Source organism: Leptospira yanagawae serovar Saopaulo str. Sao Paulo = ATCC 700523, assembly GCF_000332475.2.
GTDB lineage: Bacteria > Spirochaetota > Leptospiria > Leptospirales > Leptospiraceae > Leptospira_A > Leptospira_A yanagawae.
On record NZ_AOGX02000035.1, the window covers coordinates 80,245 to 96,754 of the forward strand.

Consider the following 16,510-nt stretch of genomic DNA (forward strand, 5'->3'; position numbering starts at 1 on the left):
CATTTGGATTCGCTTTTTGCAAATACAAAACAAGTGCCACTTGCCCACCAAGTGCGACCAAAAACTTGGTCCGAATTTGTGGGGCAAACAAAGGTGGTCTCTGCCCTTCGCTCTATCCAAAAACCTACTTCCATTTTATTTTATGGACCTCCAGGCACAGGGAAAACAACACTTGCCCATCTCCTCGCTGAGTCTTGGAAATTAGAAAAACGGTATTTGAGTTGTGTGACAAGTGGCGTGAAAGAAGTACGTGAGGTTTTGGAAGAAGGAAAACGCCTCGGTACCATTGTCCTATTTTTAGATGAAATCCACAGATTCTCCGCTTCCCAACAAGACGCCTTACTCTCTTCGGTGGAAGAGGGCGAAATCATCCTCATCGCAGCGACGACGGAAAACCCAAGTTTTCGAGTGAATAAAGCACTCCTCTCCCGAATGCTTGTGTATCGACTCACCACTCTCACAGAAGAAGAAGAGGAAAGAATCTTCACCTCATGCCTTGCAAAGCAAAATACAACCCGAACGATCCCCGAAACAGTGAAACAGGAACTCTTCCGGCGGAGTGCAGGGGATGCACGAAAACTCCTAGGGTATTTGGAACGGATTCTAAGTGCTACCGGTGAAGGAGAAGAAATCACGGAAGAAAGATTGTCCGTCATCCTTGGGGACAGTCTTGTCACGTACGATAAAAATAGTGAAAGCCATTACGATATCATTTCTGCCTTTATCAAGTCCCTACGAGGCAGTGATCCAGATGCATCTCTCTTTTATCTGGCACTTATGCTCGAAGGTGGGGAGGACCCACTCTTTATCGCAAGGAGGCTTGTGATTTTTGCGAGCGAAGATGTAGGAAATGCAAGCGTACATGCACTCCCCCTTGCCATTGCCACTTGGCAAGCGGTAGAACGAGTGGGGATGCCAGAAGGTAGGATTCCCCTTGGACAATGTACCACGTTTTTAGCCTCGGCGCCAAAATCAAACGCAAGTTATGTGGCAATTAATGAAGCATTGGCATTCGTAAAGGCAAGGAATCAGACGTTTCAAATTCCAAATCACTTAAGGAATGCACCCACCGCCACACATAAAAATGAAGGTGCTGGTGTTGGTTACAAATACCCTCATGATTTTCCAGGACATTTCCTAAAAGAACGATATTTCCCAGAGTCCTTTTATCCGAACCCGCCAACCTTTTACGAACCCACAAACCAAGGGATGGAAAAAAATCTGAAAGAACAATTGGATAGGTTGTGGGGAGACCGTTATTGAGAGTTTATCTCAAAAATTAGACTTCCAGCCTCAAATCTCGAAAAATACACGAAAACAAAGGGGAAATTCTTTCTCATCTTGACAACTAACCCCTTTCGTGAGAGCATTTTCATACATGGGATCCGCACCGGATAGTTTTGCACCAATCCTCTTACAACTTTTGCTCGGAGTCGGTTTCTCCGCTCTGATCTTATCACTTGCCTTTCTTTTAAACCCAAAGAAAAAATCAAAACCACAAGATACCTTTGAATGTGGTGTGACTTATTATGGAGATGCGAGAGGGCTCTTTAACATCAAGTTTTACCTTGTGGCAGTCCTTTTCATTCTGTTTGATATTGAAGCTGTTTTCCTTTACCCATGGGCTGTGAATTTGATTGGGTTTAAGGAAGCGGGACTCGGTACGTTTTTTCTTTTCGAAATGTTTTTCTTTTTACTCATCCTGGTGGTGGGTCTATATTATATCTGGAAAAAAGGAGCACTGGAATGGGATTAACAGAAACACTATCCAAACCCGGTGAAATGTTTGGTGACATGTTCCAAGTTGCCACACTTGAGAATGTTGTGCAGTGGGGGCAAAGTTTTTCATTGTGGCCTTATCCTTTTGCCACTGCCTGTTGTGGGATTGAATACATGAGCACTGCTTGTGCTGATTATGACATTGCAAGGTTTGGTGCCGAAAGACCTTCTTTTTCTCCACGCCAAGCAGATATGATTTTAGTACTCGGAACCATTACGTATAAAATGGCTCCCGTATTACGCCAGATATACGACCAATTGGCAGAACCAAAATTTGTGATTTCTGTGGGAGCTTGTGCCTCCTCTGGTGGAATGTTTCACACCTATGGTGTGTTACAAGGTGTTGATCGGATTTTACCTGTGGATGTGTATGTCCCCGGTTGCCCACCAAGACCAGAAGCGATCCTTGATGCCCTTGTGAAGTTACAAAAAAAAGTCCAAACCCAAGGGTTGGAAGCTCGCCGCCAAGAAGTCATGAAAAAGATCCAAGAGATCAATGAACGTAACAAACCTCTCGTAGTGGCATGAAAGAAACGATTACCGAATTCCTTCAGTCTCGATTTTCCGATTGTTTACTCCCGCAAAGGGACATAAACACAAATCTACTCTTTTTTAGCATCCGAAAGGAGAAACTACCAACCGTTGTACGTGCGTTAAAGGATGAGTTTGATTTTAGTTTTTTAAATGACCTAACCTCTGTTGATTGGCTCGGGAAACGAGAGCCTAGGTTCGAAGTTTTGTATCTATTGCGTTCCCCGAAACATGGACATTTCCGAGTGCAACTTCGGGTTCCAGTCGGGGAAGGGGAATCCGTTCCGAGCCTTTCAGGCATTTTCCCTGCTGCCAATTGGCCCGAACGAGAAGTATTTGATCTTATGGGGATCCCATTTTCTGACCATCCGAGAATGGAACGACTCATCATGCCTGATAACTTTGTAGGTCACCCTCTCCGAAAAGACTACCCACTCGAAGGCCCAGGCCAAGATTACCTCATCGAAGACCTACTGACCATTCACGTGAAAGAGGATATTACCGAGTAACCGGTTAACAATCATTATGGTAATGTACGAAAAAACAGCCGAACATTTCGGCCAAAAATTCAAAGACCTCCCAGAAGGCCATTTACTTGTCAACTTAGGGCCAAGCCACCCTGCCACTCATGGAATTTTACAAAACGTAATCCAAATTGATGGGGAACGTGTGGTGGATACCGAGTCTGTGATTGGGTATGTGCACCGTTGTTTTGAAAAGTTAGGTGAGAGGTACGACTACAACCAGTTTTTGGTTTGTACCGACCGGATGAACTATGTATCCACTCCCCTGAATAACATTGGATGGATCCTTACCGTTGAAAAAATGATGCAAATCCAAGTTCCGGATCGTGTCACCTATGTGCGTATGATTATTTCCGAACTGTCTCGGATCATGGACCATATCATTTGTAACGGAATTATGGGTGTGGATCTTGGGGCTTTTTCTGGTCTCTTGCATTTATTCCACCACCGTGAAAACATTTACCAAATTTTAGAAAAACTCACTGGGGCACGGCTCACCACAACATTTTGCCGTGTGGGGGGAATGGAACGTGATATTTATCCAGAGTTCCAATCCGAAATCAAACTCATTTTAAAAGGCCTAAAACCAGCGTTAGACGAATTTGAAGAACTTCTCATCCGTAACAAAATCTTCAATGAAAGGACAAAGGGCATCGGTGGGATTTCCGCTGACCGTGCCATTGCTTATGGATTTTCGGGTCCCAATTTGCGGGCAGCAGGTGTCCCTTGGGATGTGAGAAAAGATGACCCGTATATGTTCTATGATAAGGTAAACTTTGACATCCCTGTGGGAGAAGACGGATCAGCTCTTGACCGAACTCTTGTGCGAATGGAAGAGATGCGCCAGTCCATGCGGATCATCGAACAACTGATTGATGGGATTCCAGAAGGTCCATACCATGCAGATGTTCCTCATGCCTTCCTTCCACCAAAAGACCGTGTCTACAACAATATGGAAGAACTCATTTACCATTTTAAAATCATCATGCATGGTGTGAAAGTGCCTCCCGGTGAATACTACCATGCCACAGAAGCTGCCAACGGCGAACTTGGATTTTATGTGGTTTCAGAGGGGGATAAATCACCTTGGAGAATACACGTGAGACGGCCTTGTTTTTGGTACTACCAAGCTTTCCCAGAGATGGTGAAAGGTGGGTTACTCGCTGATACCATTGCTACCATGTCATCACTCAATGTCATTGCAGGGGAGCTTGATTGTTAATGGCGTATCAATTTTCACAAGAATCAGAAAAAAGATTCCAAAGACTTATCCCACAATTCCCAAGTAAACGTTCCCTTATCCTTCCTTGTTTGTTTTTATTACAAGCTGACAAAGGTTTTGTGGATACAGAAGGGATGCAGTACATCGCCGATCGGATTGGTGAACCTGTATCCCTTGCTCATGTACACGGTGTGGCAACGTTTTATACCATGTACAACAAAAAACCAGTTGGGAAATTCCACATCCAAATTTGTGCGAATATTTCTTGTTACTTGGCTGGCTCCGATTCCATTACGGAACATGTTTGTTCCAAATTAGGTATTGAAAAAGGAGAAACCACAAAAGACAAAAAGTACACAGTGGATGAAGTGCAATGTCTTGGCGCTTGTGGTTTTGGTCCTGTGGCACAAATCAACGACAAATACTATGAAAATTTAACTCCAGAATCCATCGCAAAGATTCTTTCTGAATTGGAAAAAGAAGGATAACATGGGACTTAAAACTTTACTCACAACGCATATCAATGCAACTGATTCACACACCTTGAAACACTACCAATCTGTGGGTGGATATGAGAGTTTAAAAAAAGCACTCTCGGAAATGACCGCCGAACAAATTGTAAACGATGTGAAAAACTCTGGACTTCGAGGACGAGGGGGAGCTGGGTTTCCAACGGGGAACAAATGGGGATTCATACCCAAAACCGACAAACCAAAGTACTTAATTTGTAATGGGGACGAAGGGGAACCAGGTACATTCAAAGACCGGATGCTCATCGAACGTTTCCCTCACATGCTCATCGAAGGGATGGCGATTGCAGCAAAAGCCATTGATTCTCACCAAGGGTATATCTACATCCGAGGCGAATTCCACAAAGGGATTCGGATTGTGGAAACAGCAGTGGAAGAAGCTTACAAAGCAGGACTTCTTGGCAAAAATATTTTGGGCCTTGGGTATGATTTTGATTTAGCTGTGTATTCGGGTGCAGGTGCCTATATCTGTGGGGAAGAGTCGGCTCTTATCAATTCCCTCGAAGGCCGGAGGGGCCACCCACGATTGAAACCTCCTTTTCCTGCAGTTTCAGGACTTTATGCTTGCCCAACTGTTGTGAACAATGTCGAAACATTTTGTAACGTCCCACATATCATCCGTATGACGGGAGAAGAATACAAAAAAATTGGAACAGAAAAATCTCCTGGCACAAGGCTCTTTGCTGTGAGTGGGCACGTAAAAAAACCAGGGATTTATGAAGTGGAAATGGGAACTCCGATGAAGGAACTCATTTTCGAGATCTGTGGTGGAATCAAAAACGATAAGTCATTAAAAGCAGTGATCCCGGGGGGAAGTTCGTCTCCGATCCTTACATCTGAGGAAGCCATGACCGCAACAATGGATTATGAATCCATTGCTTCCCTCAAATCCATGTTAGGTTCGGGAGCCGTGATCATCCTATCAGAAGAAGCAGACCTTGTGGAAACCACATATAGATTGGCAGAATTTTATTCACATGAATCTTGTGGGCAGTGTACTCCTTGTCGCGAAGGAACACATTGGGTCAAAGACCTCCTTCATAAAATCAAAAAGGGAGAAGGAACAGAAAAAGATGTAGAACTCATCTTTTCCCTCTCTAGGAATATGGAAGGTGGCACCACCATTTGTCCGTTAGCGGATGCATGTGTGATGGCAGTTCGGCCAACCATGACGAAATTTAAGGAAGAGTTTTCTCTTCGATTGAAAAAGGAAGTGAGTGTTTCTCACTAAAGGTCACCAAAACATATGGACTGGGCTTTAATTCTTGCTTGGGGGATCAAAATCCTCTCATTATTTTTTGTAATCCTTACGGGTGTGGCATATTACACTCTCGCAGAACGGAAGTTTGCTGGATTTATCCAAGATAGACCCGGCCCAAACCGAGCTGGTCCTTTTGGAATTTTCCAACCATTGGCTGATGGGATAAAGTTTATCGCCAAGGAAGAAATTTTCCCTAAAAATGTTTCGAAAGGGATGTATCTCCTTGCACCAACGATCTCCATGACATGTGCGATTATGGCTTGGGCTGTGATTCCATTTGGTGGAACACTTCCTGCGCCAGAGTGGCTTACGACACTCACTGGTGTTGCTACCATCGACTTACAAATTGCAAACCCAGACTCTGGGGTATTGTATATGCTTGCGATTTCTTCTCTTTCCGTTTATGGAATCATGATTGCTGGTTGGTCAAGTAACAACAAATATTCGTTACTCGGTGGTGTTCGTTCCACAGCACAGATGATCAGTTATGAACTTCCGATGGGGCTTTCGATTGTTGCCATTGTGATTATGACTGGTTCATTAAAACTCACTGACATCAGTGACTCTCAAAAAGAAATGTGGAATATCCTTTCACCTCCAGGTTTTGTTGCTTTTTTTATTTATGTAACGGCGATGTTTGCAGAAACCAACCGCTTACCTTTTGATTTGGCGGAAGCTGAATCGGAACTTGTGGTTGGGTTTCATACGGAGTATGGAGCGTTTAAATTTGCTCTTTTCTTTTTGGCAGAATACATGAATATGATCACGATGTCCTGCCTTACCACCTTACTATTTTTTGGTGGTTATAATGTTCCCTTCCAAATTGGGGCTGGTTCGGAATACCAAGCATTTATTGGTCTCGGGTTTTTTATCGTAAAAGTTTTATTTTTTGCCTTTTTGTTCATTTGGGTTCGTTGGACTCTTCCTCGGTTTCGTTATGACCAGTTAATGAAACTCGGTTGGAAAAAAATGATCCCGTGGGGGCTTTTTGTTGTGATGTTTGCATCCATTTACACAGTGTATTGGAAAGAAGGATGGATGAAATTATTTATATGAATTTAGAAACCTCACCATCACTTTTACTCTTTGTATTTTTTGGCACAGTGACTGTGATCACAGCTCTTAGTGTGATTTTCCAAAAAAATCCTGTGGTATCAGCAGTTTCCCTAGTGTTTACTTTTTTTTCCCTCGCAGGGATTTATGGGATCATGGGTGCCTTGTTTATTGCCACCATGCAGGTGTTAGTGTATGCAGGTGCCATTATGGTGCTTGTTGTTTTTGTTCTCATGTTACTTTCCCAAAGAGCAGAAACCATGTCGCGTTACCGCAATCACCCAATTCGATTGGTGTTACTCTCTGTTTTTGTGCTTGGATTTTTTTTCCTGTTATATTCGGCACTCACTACAGGTGTTCCCCATACGGAACAAATGGGAAAAGGTTATGAGAATACCGAGTATTCTTTTCCCATACAAGGAACATCCACAGTGAATGCGAAAGGAAACGTTGCCACTGTAGGGGCATCCACGTATTTGGATTACCTTTTGCCTTTTGAGATGATATCGATTTTACTCCTCGTGGCAGTCCTTGGGGCAGTGATCCTTGCCAAAAAGAAACTCACGGAAGTGGACCAAACAAAGGATACCGTTTTATGAACCAAATCGTAGGTGGCATTCCCATAAACTATCTCTTAGGCCTTGCCGGAATTCTTTTTTCCATCGGGGTACTCGGTGTTCTCATCAGACGTAATATTGTGATTATTTTTATGTCTGTGGAACTCATCTTAAACTCCGTGAATTTAGTATTTGTTACTTTTTCCAAAGCCTTATCCCACATCAATGGGGAAACCATTGTTTTTTTCGTGATGGCAATTGCTGCGGCAGAAGCTGCTGTGGGACTTGCCCTAGTGATCGCGATTTTTCGGCATAAAAAATCCACCAATGTGGATGAACTCCAATCGATGAGATGGTAATCCTATGTTAGATTTATTTCCAATTGTTGTCCTTCTCCCTCTCCTTGGTTTTTTGCATAACGGTCTATTAAAAGACAAGATCCCACATCGATTTGCAGGTGCCATCGGAACCTTGGCTGTGTTCATTCCATTCCTCATCACCTTAGGTGCGTTCAATGAGTTTAATCCGATGGAACGAACTGCACCTCATTTGGTGCCAGTGTTTGATTGGATCGTGATCGGTAATTTTAAATCCTCATTTGGTTACCAAATTGACCAACTTTCTTTGTACATGACCCTTATCATCACAGGAATTGGATCCCTCATCCATTTGTATTCGATGGGGTATATGAAGGGAAACAAAGGATACAATCGGTTTTTCGCTTATCTCAATCTTTTTATCTTTTGTATGTTAAACCTTGTCCTTAGTGACAATTTAGTGTTAACCTTTCTTGGATGGGAAGGAGTGGGGCTTGCTTCCTACTTACTCATTGGTTTTGATTATGAAAAACCATCTGCTGCTGAAGCAGGGATGAAAGCCTTCATCCTCAATCGAATTGGAGACGTAGGTTTTATTTTAGGAACTGGATTTCTGTTTTGGTTAGGTGGTAGTTTGCAATACCTAACCTTACAAACCAATTTGAATGGGCTTGGTATTTTCTCTGAGTATGCTAATCTGATTGCACTATTTTTTTTCATTGCTGCTATGGGAAAATCAGCACAAATCCCACTTTATGTTTGGTTGCCGGATGCGATGGCAGGTCCTACTCCTGTGTCGGCACTCATCCATGCAGCAACCATGGTAACAGCTGGAGTTTTTCTCATTGTCCGTCTCAATTTTGTATTTTACCTTGCTCCTGATACTTCCTTTTTCATCGCTTGCATTGGAGCTTCAACGGCACTCTTTGCTGCGACAATTGGTCTTTTACAAAACGATATCAAAAAGATCTTAGCGTATTCCACCGTATCCCAGCTAGGTTTTATGTTCCTTGCAATGGGAAGTATGAGTTATGTAGCAGGACTTTTCCATTTGATGACCCATGCTTTTTTTAAGGCATTACTCTTCCTCGGTGCAGGTTCCGTGATCCATGCCCTCCACCATGAACAAAATATCAAACATATGGGAAAGTTATTTGGTAAAATCAAAGTCACATCGATCACATTTTTACTTGGGACTTTGGCCATTGCTGGTTTTTTTCCTTTCTCTGGATTTTTCTCAAAAGATTTGATTTTAGAAAAAACATACAGTTATGGTGCGTATGGTTCTGTACTTTGGACGGTAGGAGTGGTTGCTGCTTTTTTCACTTCTTTTTATATGTTCCGTCTTGTGTTTGTTGTGTTTTTTGGAAAAGACAATACAGACTCACACCACAAAATCCATGAATCCCCATGGACCATGACCTTCCCACTTGTGATCCTTGCGATTGGTGCTGGGTTTGTTGGATTGTTACAAACCCCACATTTTTTCTTACATATTGATTCGTTAGAACGTTATTTTGCTCCTGTGTTACGAAGTGGTTTAGAGTTTGCTACTCAAAATGGGACTTTTGTCCAACATATGGAACTCACTCATGAAGTAGAGTTCTCCCTCGCAATGTTTTCTCTAGGTGTTGCCAGTATAGGTTTTGTTTCGGCATATTTGGTTTACCAAAAGAAACAAAGCCAGGTCCTCGAAGAACACACTGGCTTTCGAAAGATCCTCTTTCACAAATACTACATTGATGAACTTTATGATTTGTTTTTTGTAAAACCGTATGTGTTTGTATCGAAGTTGGTTGCTTATACCTTTGATACAAAAATTTTAGATCGTTTTTTCATTGGGATTGGTGGAAGTTTTGGTGTAATCGCAAATGGGCTACGAAGGTTACAGTCAGGGTTTATTGGAGATTATGCATTGTATGTAGTTCTTGGTACGTTTTGTATCTTGGTGTATTTGTTAACTAGGGGGGTGTAAGGTGCCGGAACAAATTTTATCCATCATTATCTTTTTACCAATTGTTTCCTCACTTCTCATCGTCATCCAAAAACGAGTAGGGGCAGTGATTGTGATCTCCGCACTTTCTTCTGCCTTCACAACAATTTTATCTGTTGGACTCTTTTTCTTTTATGATACATCCAAAGCAGGGTTACAATTTGTCCATTGGATTCCCGATTGGATTCTCTCAGGAAAACTCAGTGTGGATTATCATGTGGGGCTTGATGGAGTATCCCTCCTTTTATTTGCCCTCACTGCGTTTATGTTCTTTTTGTCGAGTATAGCCTCTTGGTCCAATATTCCTAAAAAGATCAAAGAATTCCATATCTGTTTGCTTGTATTAGAAACAGCAGTCCTTGGAGTGTTTGCTTCGGGGAATCTCGTTTTGTTTTATGTATTTTGGGAACTGATGGTACTCCCAATGGTTCTGATGATAGGGATTTGGGGTGGTGAAGAAAGGACAAAAGCCGCACTCAAATACTTTTTGTTTTCCATGGCGGGCTCCTTATTCATGTTAGGTGGAATTTTGACTCTCTATTTTAAAACTGGGAAAACTTCCATTGAATCTTTGTCTACGGCAAGCCTTGTCATGTATTCTGAGCCATTACAATGGTTTTTGTTTTTTAGTTTTTTCCTAGCTTTTGCGATCAAAATTCCACTTTTCCCTTTCCACACTTGGATGCCAGATGTCCATACCCAAGCACCTACAGTTGGTTCGGTGGATCTTGCGGGAGTTTTATTAAAAATTGGAGCTTACGGATTCATACGGTTTTGTATTCCATTTTTTCCCGAACAAAGTTTATTCTCTCAAACTGGTGTACAGATCCTTGCCGTTATCGGAATTGTATACGGGTCGATGGCAGCCCTTGTTCAAACCGATATCAAAAGAATCATTGCTTATAGTTCTTTGTCCCACCTTGGGTTTTGTATCCTTGGGATTTTTTCTTTTACGACAGAAGGTGTCGTGGGTGGAATGTTACAAATGGTGTCCCATGGGGTATCCACTGGTATGATCTTTCTTATGATAGGGATGATTTACGAAAGGGCACATACAAGAAACATATCAGAGTTTGGTGGTCTCGCAGGACAGATGCCAATGTTTTCCACTTTTTTTCTCATCGCTGTTTTATCATCAATAGGACTACCTGGAACGAATGGATTTGTGGGTGAGTTTCTTATATTAATTGGTTCCATCAAATCGAATGTTTGGATTGGTGGGATCGCGGCAACAGGTGTTGTGCTTGGAGCTTTGTATTTGTTATGGTTTGTAAAACGATTTCTTTTTGGAGTGAGTAAAACCATACAAGCAAAACCTTACAAAGACTTAAGCTTTCGAGAAATTGGAATCTTAAGTCCACTTGTAATTTTTATCTTTTGGATTGGACTTTATCCAAAACCATTTTTAGAAATTTTAAATTCATCTTCCAATGTGTTTTTGAATGCAGCAACAACACAATCGATTGCGGAACGCAAACAAATCCAAAAAGATTTTTTGGGAACAGGCGAACAAAGGTTATATCCTGACTATCTTAGTTTGGGAAGAGAACCAAAGTCATATGAAGATAGACTTGGATCGTTTCAGTCAAAGTTTGCCCTACCTAATTTGGTTACTAGGAAGGAAACAATTCCGAAACCAGAAGACAATTTGGAGAACTTAGAAAACTCCATCGAATCTGATTTTGATTTGGAAGGAACTCCAAAAGAGAATAAAGGAAATTAACATGTCATATACTCCCTCCTCAAATGACTTAATTGCAATCTCACCCATGCTGATTTTATGTGGGGTGGCTTTACTTTCTCTTGTGGTTCAGTTTTTGATTCCAAAACAAGAGGAAGGAAAACCTCTTTGGGTCCTATCCGTTCTCGGTATCCTTGGGGCGATGTATGCCCTCTACCATACAACCAATTCACCTGGATATGGTAAATTTTTTGGTTCACAGGTATCAATTAGCCCACTGACTGTTTGGCTCAGTGCCATCTACCTCATGGCAGGTCTTATCACTTTACTCATTGCACCTCCTTTTTTATCCCAACACAAAACCTTATTCCCTGAGTTTTTTCCCTTACTCTTGTTTTGTTTATCAGGTATGATGTTTTTAACATCAGGTTATGATTTGATCGTAATCTTTGTGGGATTGGAAATCCTCTCCTTGGCATTGTATGTGATGATCGGGATGGCACGCACTTCTGTATCTTCATTGGAAAGTGCCATGAAATATTTTTTACTGGGAACCTTTAGTTCTGGTTTTATGTTACTCGGAATTGCTTTTTTATACGGTGGTTCCGGCACAACGAACTTAGATGGGGCACTCAGAGGATTATTTTTAAAAGGATACGAAGCTAATTTTTCTAAACTTGGCCTTGGACTTTTCCTAGTAGGAGTTTCGTTTAAGGCGGCACTTGTTCCTTTTCATTCTTGGACACCAGATGTCTATGAAGGAGCACAAACACCGATCACTGGTTTTATGGCTAGTGCAGGGAAGGCTTCGGCGCTTGGACTTGTGATCATTTTATTCAATCATGTTCCAATGGGCGAAATTGGCAGTGTTTGGAAGATTTTGATGGGAAGTATCGCTCTTGTTTCCATGACTTGGGGGAACATCGTTGCCTTAAAACAAGATAACCTAAAACGGATGTTAGCTTATTCATCGATTTCCCATGCGGGATATATTGTCGCTGGTATCACTTGTGGGGCAGGGCTTGAAGCACTGTATTATTTGTTTTCGTATTCCCTACTCAATTTAGCAGCATTTGCCATTATTTCTTACTTAGAACAAGGGAAACATGAGGTGACGGTAAATGGAATCTCTCACCTGAGCGGTGAACACCCGTTAACGGCACTTGCTCTCAGTATCGTCTTTTTATCCTTTGCAGGTTTTCCTCCACTCATCGGATTTTGGACAAAACTTTTCCTTTTACAAAAAATTGCAGAGTCTGACCTGCTATTCAATCGTATCCTCCTCTTTGGGGCGGTGGCAAACTCTTGTGTTGCTTTCTATTATTATATGAAAATCACGATCCAATCCTATATGAAACAAGAAACGGGGGCAGTGGCGGGAGTTCGTGACATCCCCAGTATGCCAACCCTAGGGTTTCTCGTGTTTCTGCTCTGTGTGTTTTTTACGGCGGGATGGATTTTCTTCCAGCCGGGTGCCTTATTGTAATTCTGTTATAACAGAATTACTTCTAGGATAGCGAAAAACAAGTTGATTCTCATGGCCAACCGGAAAGTTTGTTCCTAAGTAGGTAAATTCGTATGGCAACGATAGTGAGAAAACAAGAAACGATCCAGGACAAAGACCAAGTGAAGGCATTCCTTACCAAAAAAGGCCTTGTGTATGAGTCTTACAAAACCCCTGAATCCTTGGATTTAATCCTTGGCCAAAAAGGTTTATCCGATGCGGAAAAAGAAGAAGTACTTTCTGGTCTGGAATACCGTTTTGACCAATTGAAAAAAGAGCATGGTTACAAAGCAAATGACCTCGTGGTCCTGCATGACGAAGTCCCTGGGATCAGTGATATGCTCGCAAAATTTGACAAACTCCATATCCATACGGACGAAGAGGTTCGTTATATCATTGATGGGAGTGGGATTTTTGGTTTCATCATCGATGGGGAACGTTTTGAAGTCCATGTCGGAAAAGGTGATTTCATTTCGATTCCTGCCAACACAAACCATTGGTTTACCTTGGACAAAAATGTACGAATCAAAGCAGTTCGTTACTTCAAAGACAATTCTGGTTGGACACCTGTTTACGTAGATGAGTCAAAAGTTTTGATCAACGCCTAAACAAAACATAAAAACAAAAGATACAGGTTCAGTCAGACTTCATCTGATTTGGGCCAATTTAATTTTGATACGATTTACAAACTTCACCCTTTCGAAAGGACGGGTGAAGGAAAAGAATCCTTAAAGTTCAATCAGATCGACGGAGAATACTTTCCTCACATCTCAGATTTCCCAAACCATTCTACGATAAACTGCAAACTGGTTCTTCCTTGGTAAAGGTTTTCTTCTAAACTTCCCACTAAATCAAAACTCCCTTGTTTTGACATAAACGATTGGAATTCTTCGCCTTTGTTCCAAATCATAAATTTTAAAGAACCACTCCCTACGATATGGAATCGAACATGTTTGCCTCCACTGAGTGGTGTTAGGTGGATGGCTTTTGCATTTTTAATGCCAAGTTTGATATCGGGATTCCCTTGGCCAAAGGGTTCTAAGTCTTTCCATTCTTTTAATAGTTTTTCACCCATTTCTTCTGGTAAAACAGTAAAATCTGTTTCGATCAAATGCTCTGTTGGCCGATCCTTATCTTCGTTTAACCAAAGTTTTGCCTTTTCATACAATGCGGCTTCAAATTTTGGGATTTGCTCGATAGAGATGGAGAAACCTCCTGCTTCTGGGTGACCACCAAAATGCAAAAAATATTCAGATAAGGATTCCAGTAATAAAAGGACGTTTTCTGGCCCATAAGATCTGATGCTTCCTCTCGCATCACCATTATCAGGTGCGATAAAGATGGCAGGTTTTTTATAGGTGTCCACCATCCTTGTGGCGACAATCCCACTCACTCCTGGTTCCATATCAGGTTCATAACAAAATACCACTTCATGGGTTGTACGTTCTGGTTTCCTTGCGAAGTAACGTTCCACTCGGTCCATATTTCGTTTGGTTCTTTCCTTTCGTTCTTCGTTGATGGAAAGCAGGAGTTTCGCACGTGTTTTGGCTTCGGTTTCGGACTCTGACAAAAGGAGAGATACGGCTTCTTCTGTTTTTCCCATTCGTCCTGCGGCATTGACAACAGGACCGATTGACCAACCCAAATCTTTTGTAGTGATTCCATTGGGGTTTAGTTTGAGTTCCTTTAAAAGTTCTTTTAATCCTTTTCTCTTTTTGTCGCCAATGTAAAGTTTGGTGAGAGAATCCAGAGCCAATTTGACAAAATGCCTATTTTCACCAATGAGGGGCATCATGTCGGTGATGGTACCTATCCCTGCTAGATCCGTTTCTTCTTCTAATTGTTCAAAAAAATTTGGGATTTTTTGGCATTGGTAATAAAATAATTTTCTTTCATCATCTAACGGAATATTGGTGGTAAAATCCACTGGATAAGGAAGGGTATTTGAGATATCGAGGGATTCAGAGTTCTTTTGGTTTTGAAACGAATCCAATTGTTCTTTGGAATATTGGATTCCGTTTAGAAAGTATAGAATTTCACTTTTTCCATTTTCATCAGTAATTGCTTTGGAATAAAGTTTGTTCCATTCAGAACTCAATCGAAAGAGAATGGCGGAAACTAGTTTGAAAGATAAAACCGCCGTGCAGATTTTTTTTTCCGGGTAAGTGGAATCGATTCGCCTTGGATTCACAAGGGCACAGTTTTTTGGGATGCGCACTGGTACTTCATGGTGGTCAAGGACGATCACTTGGATGCCTTCTTTTGTCAGTGAATCAATTTCATCTGCTTGGCTTGAACCAAAGTCTAATGTCACAAGTAGATCTGGTTTGGCATTTTTGATTTTGACAATGGCTTCTTTACAAAGTCCGTAAGGATCACTTTCTGATGAAACCAATACTTCAAAGTTTGCATTTACAAATTCTGGATGGGAACGTAAGAAAAAAGCAAGTAAACAAGTAGAACTCACTCCATCTGAGTCACGGTCACCATAGAGAAGGATTTTTTTCTTAGATTTTGCGAAAGAGAGAAGCAGTGAAATGGCAAGGTCGATATCGGGAAGGGAAAAGGGAGAATGGAAACAAGAAAATTCAGAAACGAGAAGTTCTTTTGGATGGGTGTTTTTTAAACCCTCCCTTCGGTCCACTAAGTAACGAAGGATGGGTCTTTTGGAATCAATTTTGGTTCTAACTTCGGACAATAGAGGTCCAAAGTGAACCTTTGTTACATGATGCAATTGCCAATGATTTTGGAACCAAACTCCACTTCAAGGCCTGGGGTTTTGATATCTCCTACAACCTTTCCATTCTTTTTAAGTTCCACTTTTTCTTTTGCATCGACATTGCCTTTTAGATTGCCATGTACTACCAAACTGCCTACTTCTACATCTGCTTCTACGTCACCGGTTTCGTCGATGATGAGTTTGCCATGAGAGGTAATGGTGCCTTTGAATTGGCCTTTGATTTTGAGTGTTTGGTTAAAGGAAAGTGTTCCGCGAAACGTGATGTCATCGCTGATTATGGTGTCTATCGATTCGTCTTTCATCAGTAGGGATAGTGTTGTTGCCTTACTTTGTTTTGGCAACTCTATCGTTTTCTCTGTTTTGTAATAAAAGGAAAAAAGTTCATATTTTGAGGGGAATTCTCTTGTCGCATGTGTTCCATCTCTGAAACTGGGTCTCAAGAATAGGAAACAGCAGTGAACATTAGGCGCTTCTGGAAGTCAGGATTCATCCTACTTTTAGCGGTTTTCATCAATCTAAACCTGGTGGACGACCGGTTTGTTTCTCCTCTCGAAGATTTGGATTTCCAATACCAATCCTACGAGTTGGAGGAAACGACTCGTGTGCTCTCCTTGTCGAAAGAATCCAATCAATTACTCAAACTTGTTCCAGGCAAACGAGAACATTCACTTGTCAAGGTATGCCTCAACCGTTTCTCCATTTTGACAACAGAAACGGAATTTTTTACTGAAATCTCCATCTTATTTTTCTTTCTTTACCTCCCACCGCCCATCTTGGCGTAAACGTTGCATGTAATTTACGTCCGTTCCCTACCAATT

Annotated in this window: 17 protein-coding genes; 15 read left to right on the forward strand and 2 right to left on the reverse strand. The window is 41.6% G+C overall.

All coding sequences use genetic code 11. The features are described 5' to 3' along the window. Window positions 1–3 precede the first annotated feature (3 nt). From LEP1GSC202_RS16095 to LEP1GSC202_RS16160, 14 genes are all read left to right on the forward strand, one after another. On the forward strand, window positions 4–1,263 hold the full coding sequence (locus LEP1GSC202_RS16095; RefSeq protein ID WP_039929259.1) for a replication-associated recombination protein A: 1,260 nt from the start codon (window positions 4–6) through the stop codon (window positions 1,261–1,263). A gap of 115 nt (window positions 1,264–1,378) precedes the next feature. Next, complete coding sequence (locus LEP1GSC202_RS16100; protein WP_012476226.1) at window positions 1,379–1,756, forward strand: NADH-quinone oxidoreductase subunit A; 378 nt, start codon at window positions 1,379–1,381, stop codon at window positions 1,754–1,756. Further along, on the forward strand, window positions 1,747–2,307 hold the full coding sequence (locus LEP1GSC202_RS16105) for an NADH-quinone oxidoreductase subunit B (RefSeq protein ID WP_015678799.1): 561 nt from the start codon (window positions 1,747–1,749) through the stop codon (window positions 2,305–2,307). The genes LEP1GSC202_RS16100 and LEP1GSC202_RS16105 overlap by 10 nt, the downstream gene beginning before the upstream one ends. Next, window positions 2,304–2,819 (forward strand): NADH-quinone oxidoreductase subunit C, encoded by a 516-nt coding sequence (locus tag LEP1GSC202_RS16110; RefSeq protein ID WP_015678866.1) that lies wholly within the window; start codon window positions 2,304–2,306, stop codon window positions 2,817–2,819. The genes LEP1GSC202_RS16105 and LEP1GSC202_RS16110 overlap by 4 nt, the downstream gene beginning before the upstream one ends. 16 nt (window positions 2,820–2,835) lie before the next feature. Then, window positions 2,836–4,056 (forward strand): NADH-quinone oxidoreductase subunit D, encoded by a 1,221-nt coding sequence (locus tag LEP1GSC202_RS16115; protein WP_015678763.1) that lies wholly within the window; start codon window positions 2,836–2,838, stop codon window positions 4,054–4,056. Then, complete coding sequence (locus LEP1GSC202_RS16120; RefSeq protein WP_015678777.1) at window positions 4,056–4,544, forward strand: NADH-quinone oxidoreductase subunit NuoE family protein; 489 nt, start codon at window positions 4,056–4,058, stop codon at window positions 4,542–4,544. Before LEP1GSC202_RS16115 ends, LEP1GSC202_RS16120 begins: the two co-directional genes overlap by 1 nt. A 1-nt stretch (window position 4,545) precedes the next feature. Next, the gene (nuoF, locus tag LEP1GSC202_RS16125; RefSeq protein WP_015678857.1) at window positions 4,546–5,817 is read left to right on the forward strand and encodes an NADH-quinone oxidoreductase subunit NuoF; all 1,272 of its coding nucleotides are present in this window, start codon (window positions 4,546–4,548) and stop codon (window positions 5,815–5,817) included. A gap of 15 nt (window positions 5,818–5,832) precedes the next feature. Beyond that, entirely contained in the window at window positions 5,833–6,903 is a 1,071-nt protein-coding gene (gene nuoH / locus LEP1GSC202_RS16130; RefSeq protein WP_015678867.1) for an NADH-quinone oxidoreductase subunit NuoH, read from the forward strand. Further along, a complete protein-coding gene (locus tag LEP1GSC202_RS16135; protein WP_015678891.1) occupies window positions 6,882–7,499 on the forward strand; it encodes an NADH-quinone oxidoreductase subunit J family protein in 618 nt (205 codons plus the stop codon). The genes nuoH and LEP1GSC202_RS16135 overlap by 22 nt, the downstream gene beginning before the upstream one ends. After that, window positions 7,496–7,816 carry an NADH-quinone oxidoreductase subunit NuoK gene (gene nuoK, locus LEP1GSC202_RS16140; RefSeq protein ID WP_015678822.1) on the forward strand — a complete coding sequence of 107 codons (321 nt, stop codon included), beginning with the start codon at window positions 7,496–7,498 and terminating at the stop codon, window positions 7,814–7,816. The genes LEP1GSC202_RS16135 and nuoK overlap by 4 nt, the downstream gene beginning before the upstream one ends. 4 nt (window positions 7,817–7,820) lie before the next feature. Next, window positions 7,821–9,749: an NADH-quinone oxidoreductase subunit L gene (gene nuoL / locus LEP1GSC202_RS16145; RefSeq protein WP_015678858.1), complete on the forward strand. Its 1,929-nt coding sequence runs from the start codon at window positions 7,821–7,823 to the stop codon at window positions 9,747–9,749. 1 nt (window position 9,750) lies between these two features. Further along, a complete protein-coding gene (locus LEP1GSC202_RS16150; protein WP_015678780.1) occupies window positions 9,751–11,490 on the forward strand; it encodes a complex I subunit 4 family protein in 1,740 nt (579 codons plus the stop codon). Window position 11,491: 1 nt separating this feature from the next. Beyond that, complete coding sequence (locus tag LEP1GSC202_RS16155; protein WP_015678841.1) at window positions 11,492–12,934, forward strand: NADH-quinone oxidoreductase subunit N; 1,443 nt, start codon at window positions 11,492–11,494, stop codon at window positions 12,932–12,934. Window positions 12,935–13,026: 92 nt separating this feature from the next. Continuing rightward, window positions 13,027–13,560, forward strand: coding sequence for a cupin domain-containing protein (locus LEP1GSC202_RS16160; RefSeq protein ID WP_015678903.1), 534 nt, complete (start codon window positions 13,027–13,029; stop codon window positions 13,558–13,560). Between the two features lie 155 nt (window positions 13,561–13,715). Here the strand turns inward: LEP1GSC202_RS16160 and recJ are convergent, their stop codons facing one another. Together recJ and LEP1GSC202_RS16170 are read right to left on the reverse strand one after the other, a co-directional pair. Continuing rightward, window positions 13,716–15,686 (reverse strand): single-stranded-DNA-specific exonuclease RecJ, encoded by a 1,971-nt coding sequence (gene recJ / locus LEP1GSC202_RS16165; protein ID WP_039929262.1) that lies wholly within the window; start codon window positions 15,684–15,686, stop codon window positions 13,716–13,718. Further along, on the reverse strand, window positions 15,674–15,994 hold the full coding sequence (locus LEP1GSC202_RS16170; RefSeq protein ID WP_039929288.1) for a bactofilin family protein: 321 nt from the start codon (window positions 15,992–15,994) through the stop codon (window positions 15,674–15,676). The genes recJ and LEP1GSC202_RS16170 overlap by 13 nt, the downstream gene beginning before the upstream one ends. A 153-nt stretch (window positions 15,995–16,147) precedes the next feature. On the opposite strand from LEP1GSC202_RS16170, the gene LEP1GSC202_RS16175 reads away from it, so the two are divergent. Next, window positions 16,148–16,474 (forward strand): hypothetical protein, encoded by a 327-nt coding sequence (locus LEP1GSC202_RS16175; RefSeq protein WP_015678839.1) that lies wholly within the window; start codon window positions 16,148–16,150, stop codon window positions 16,472–16,474. Window positions 16,475–16,510 lie beyond the last annotated feature (36 nt).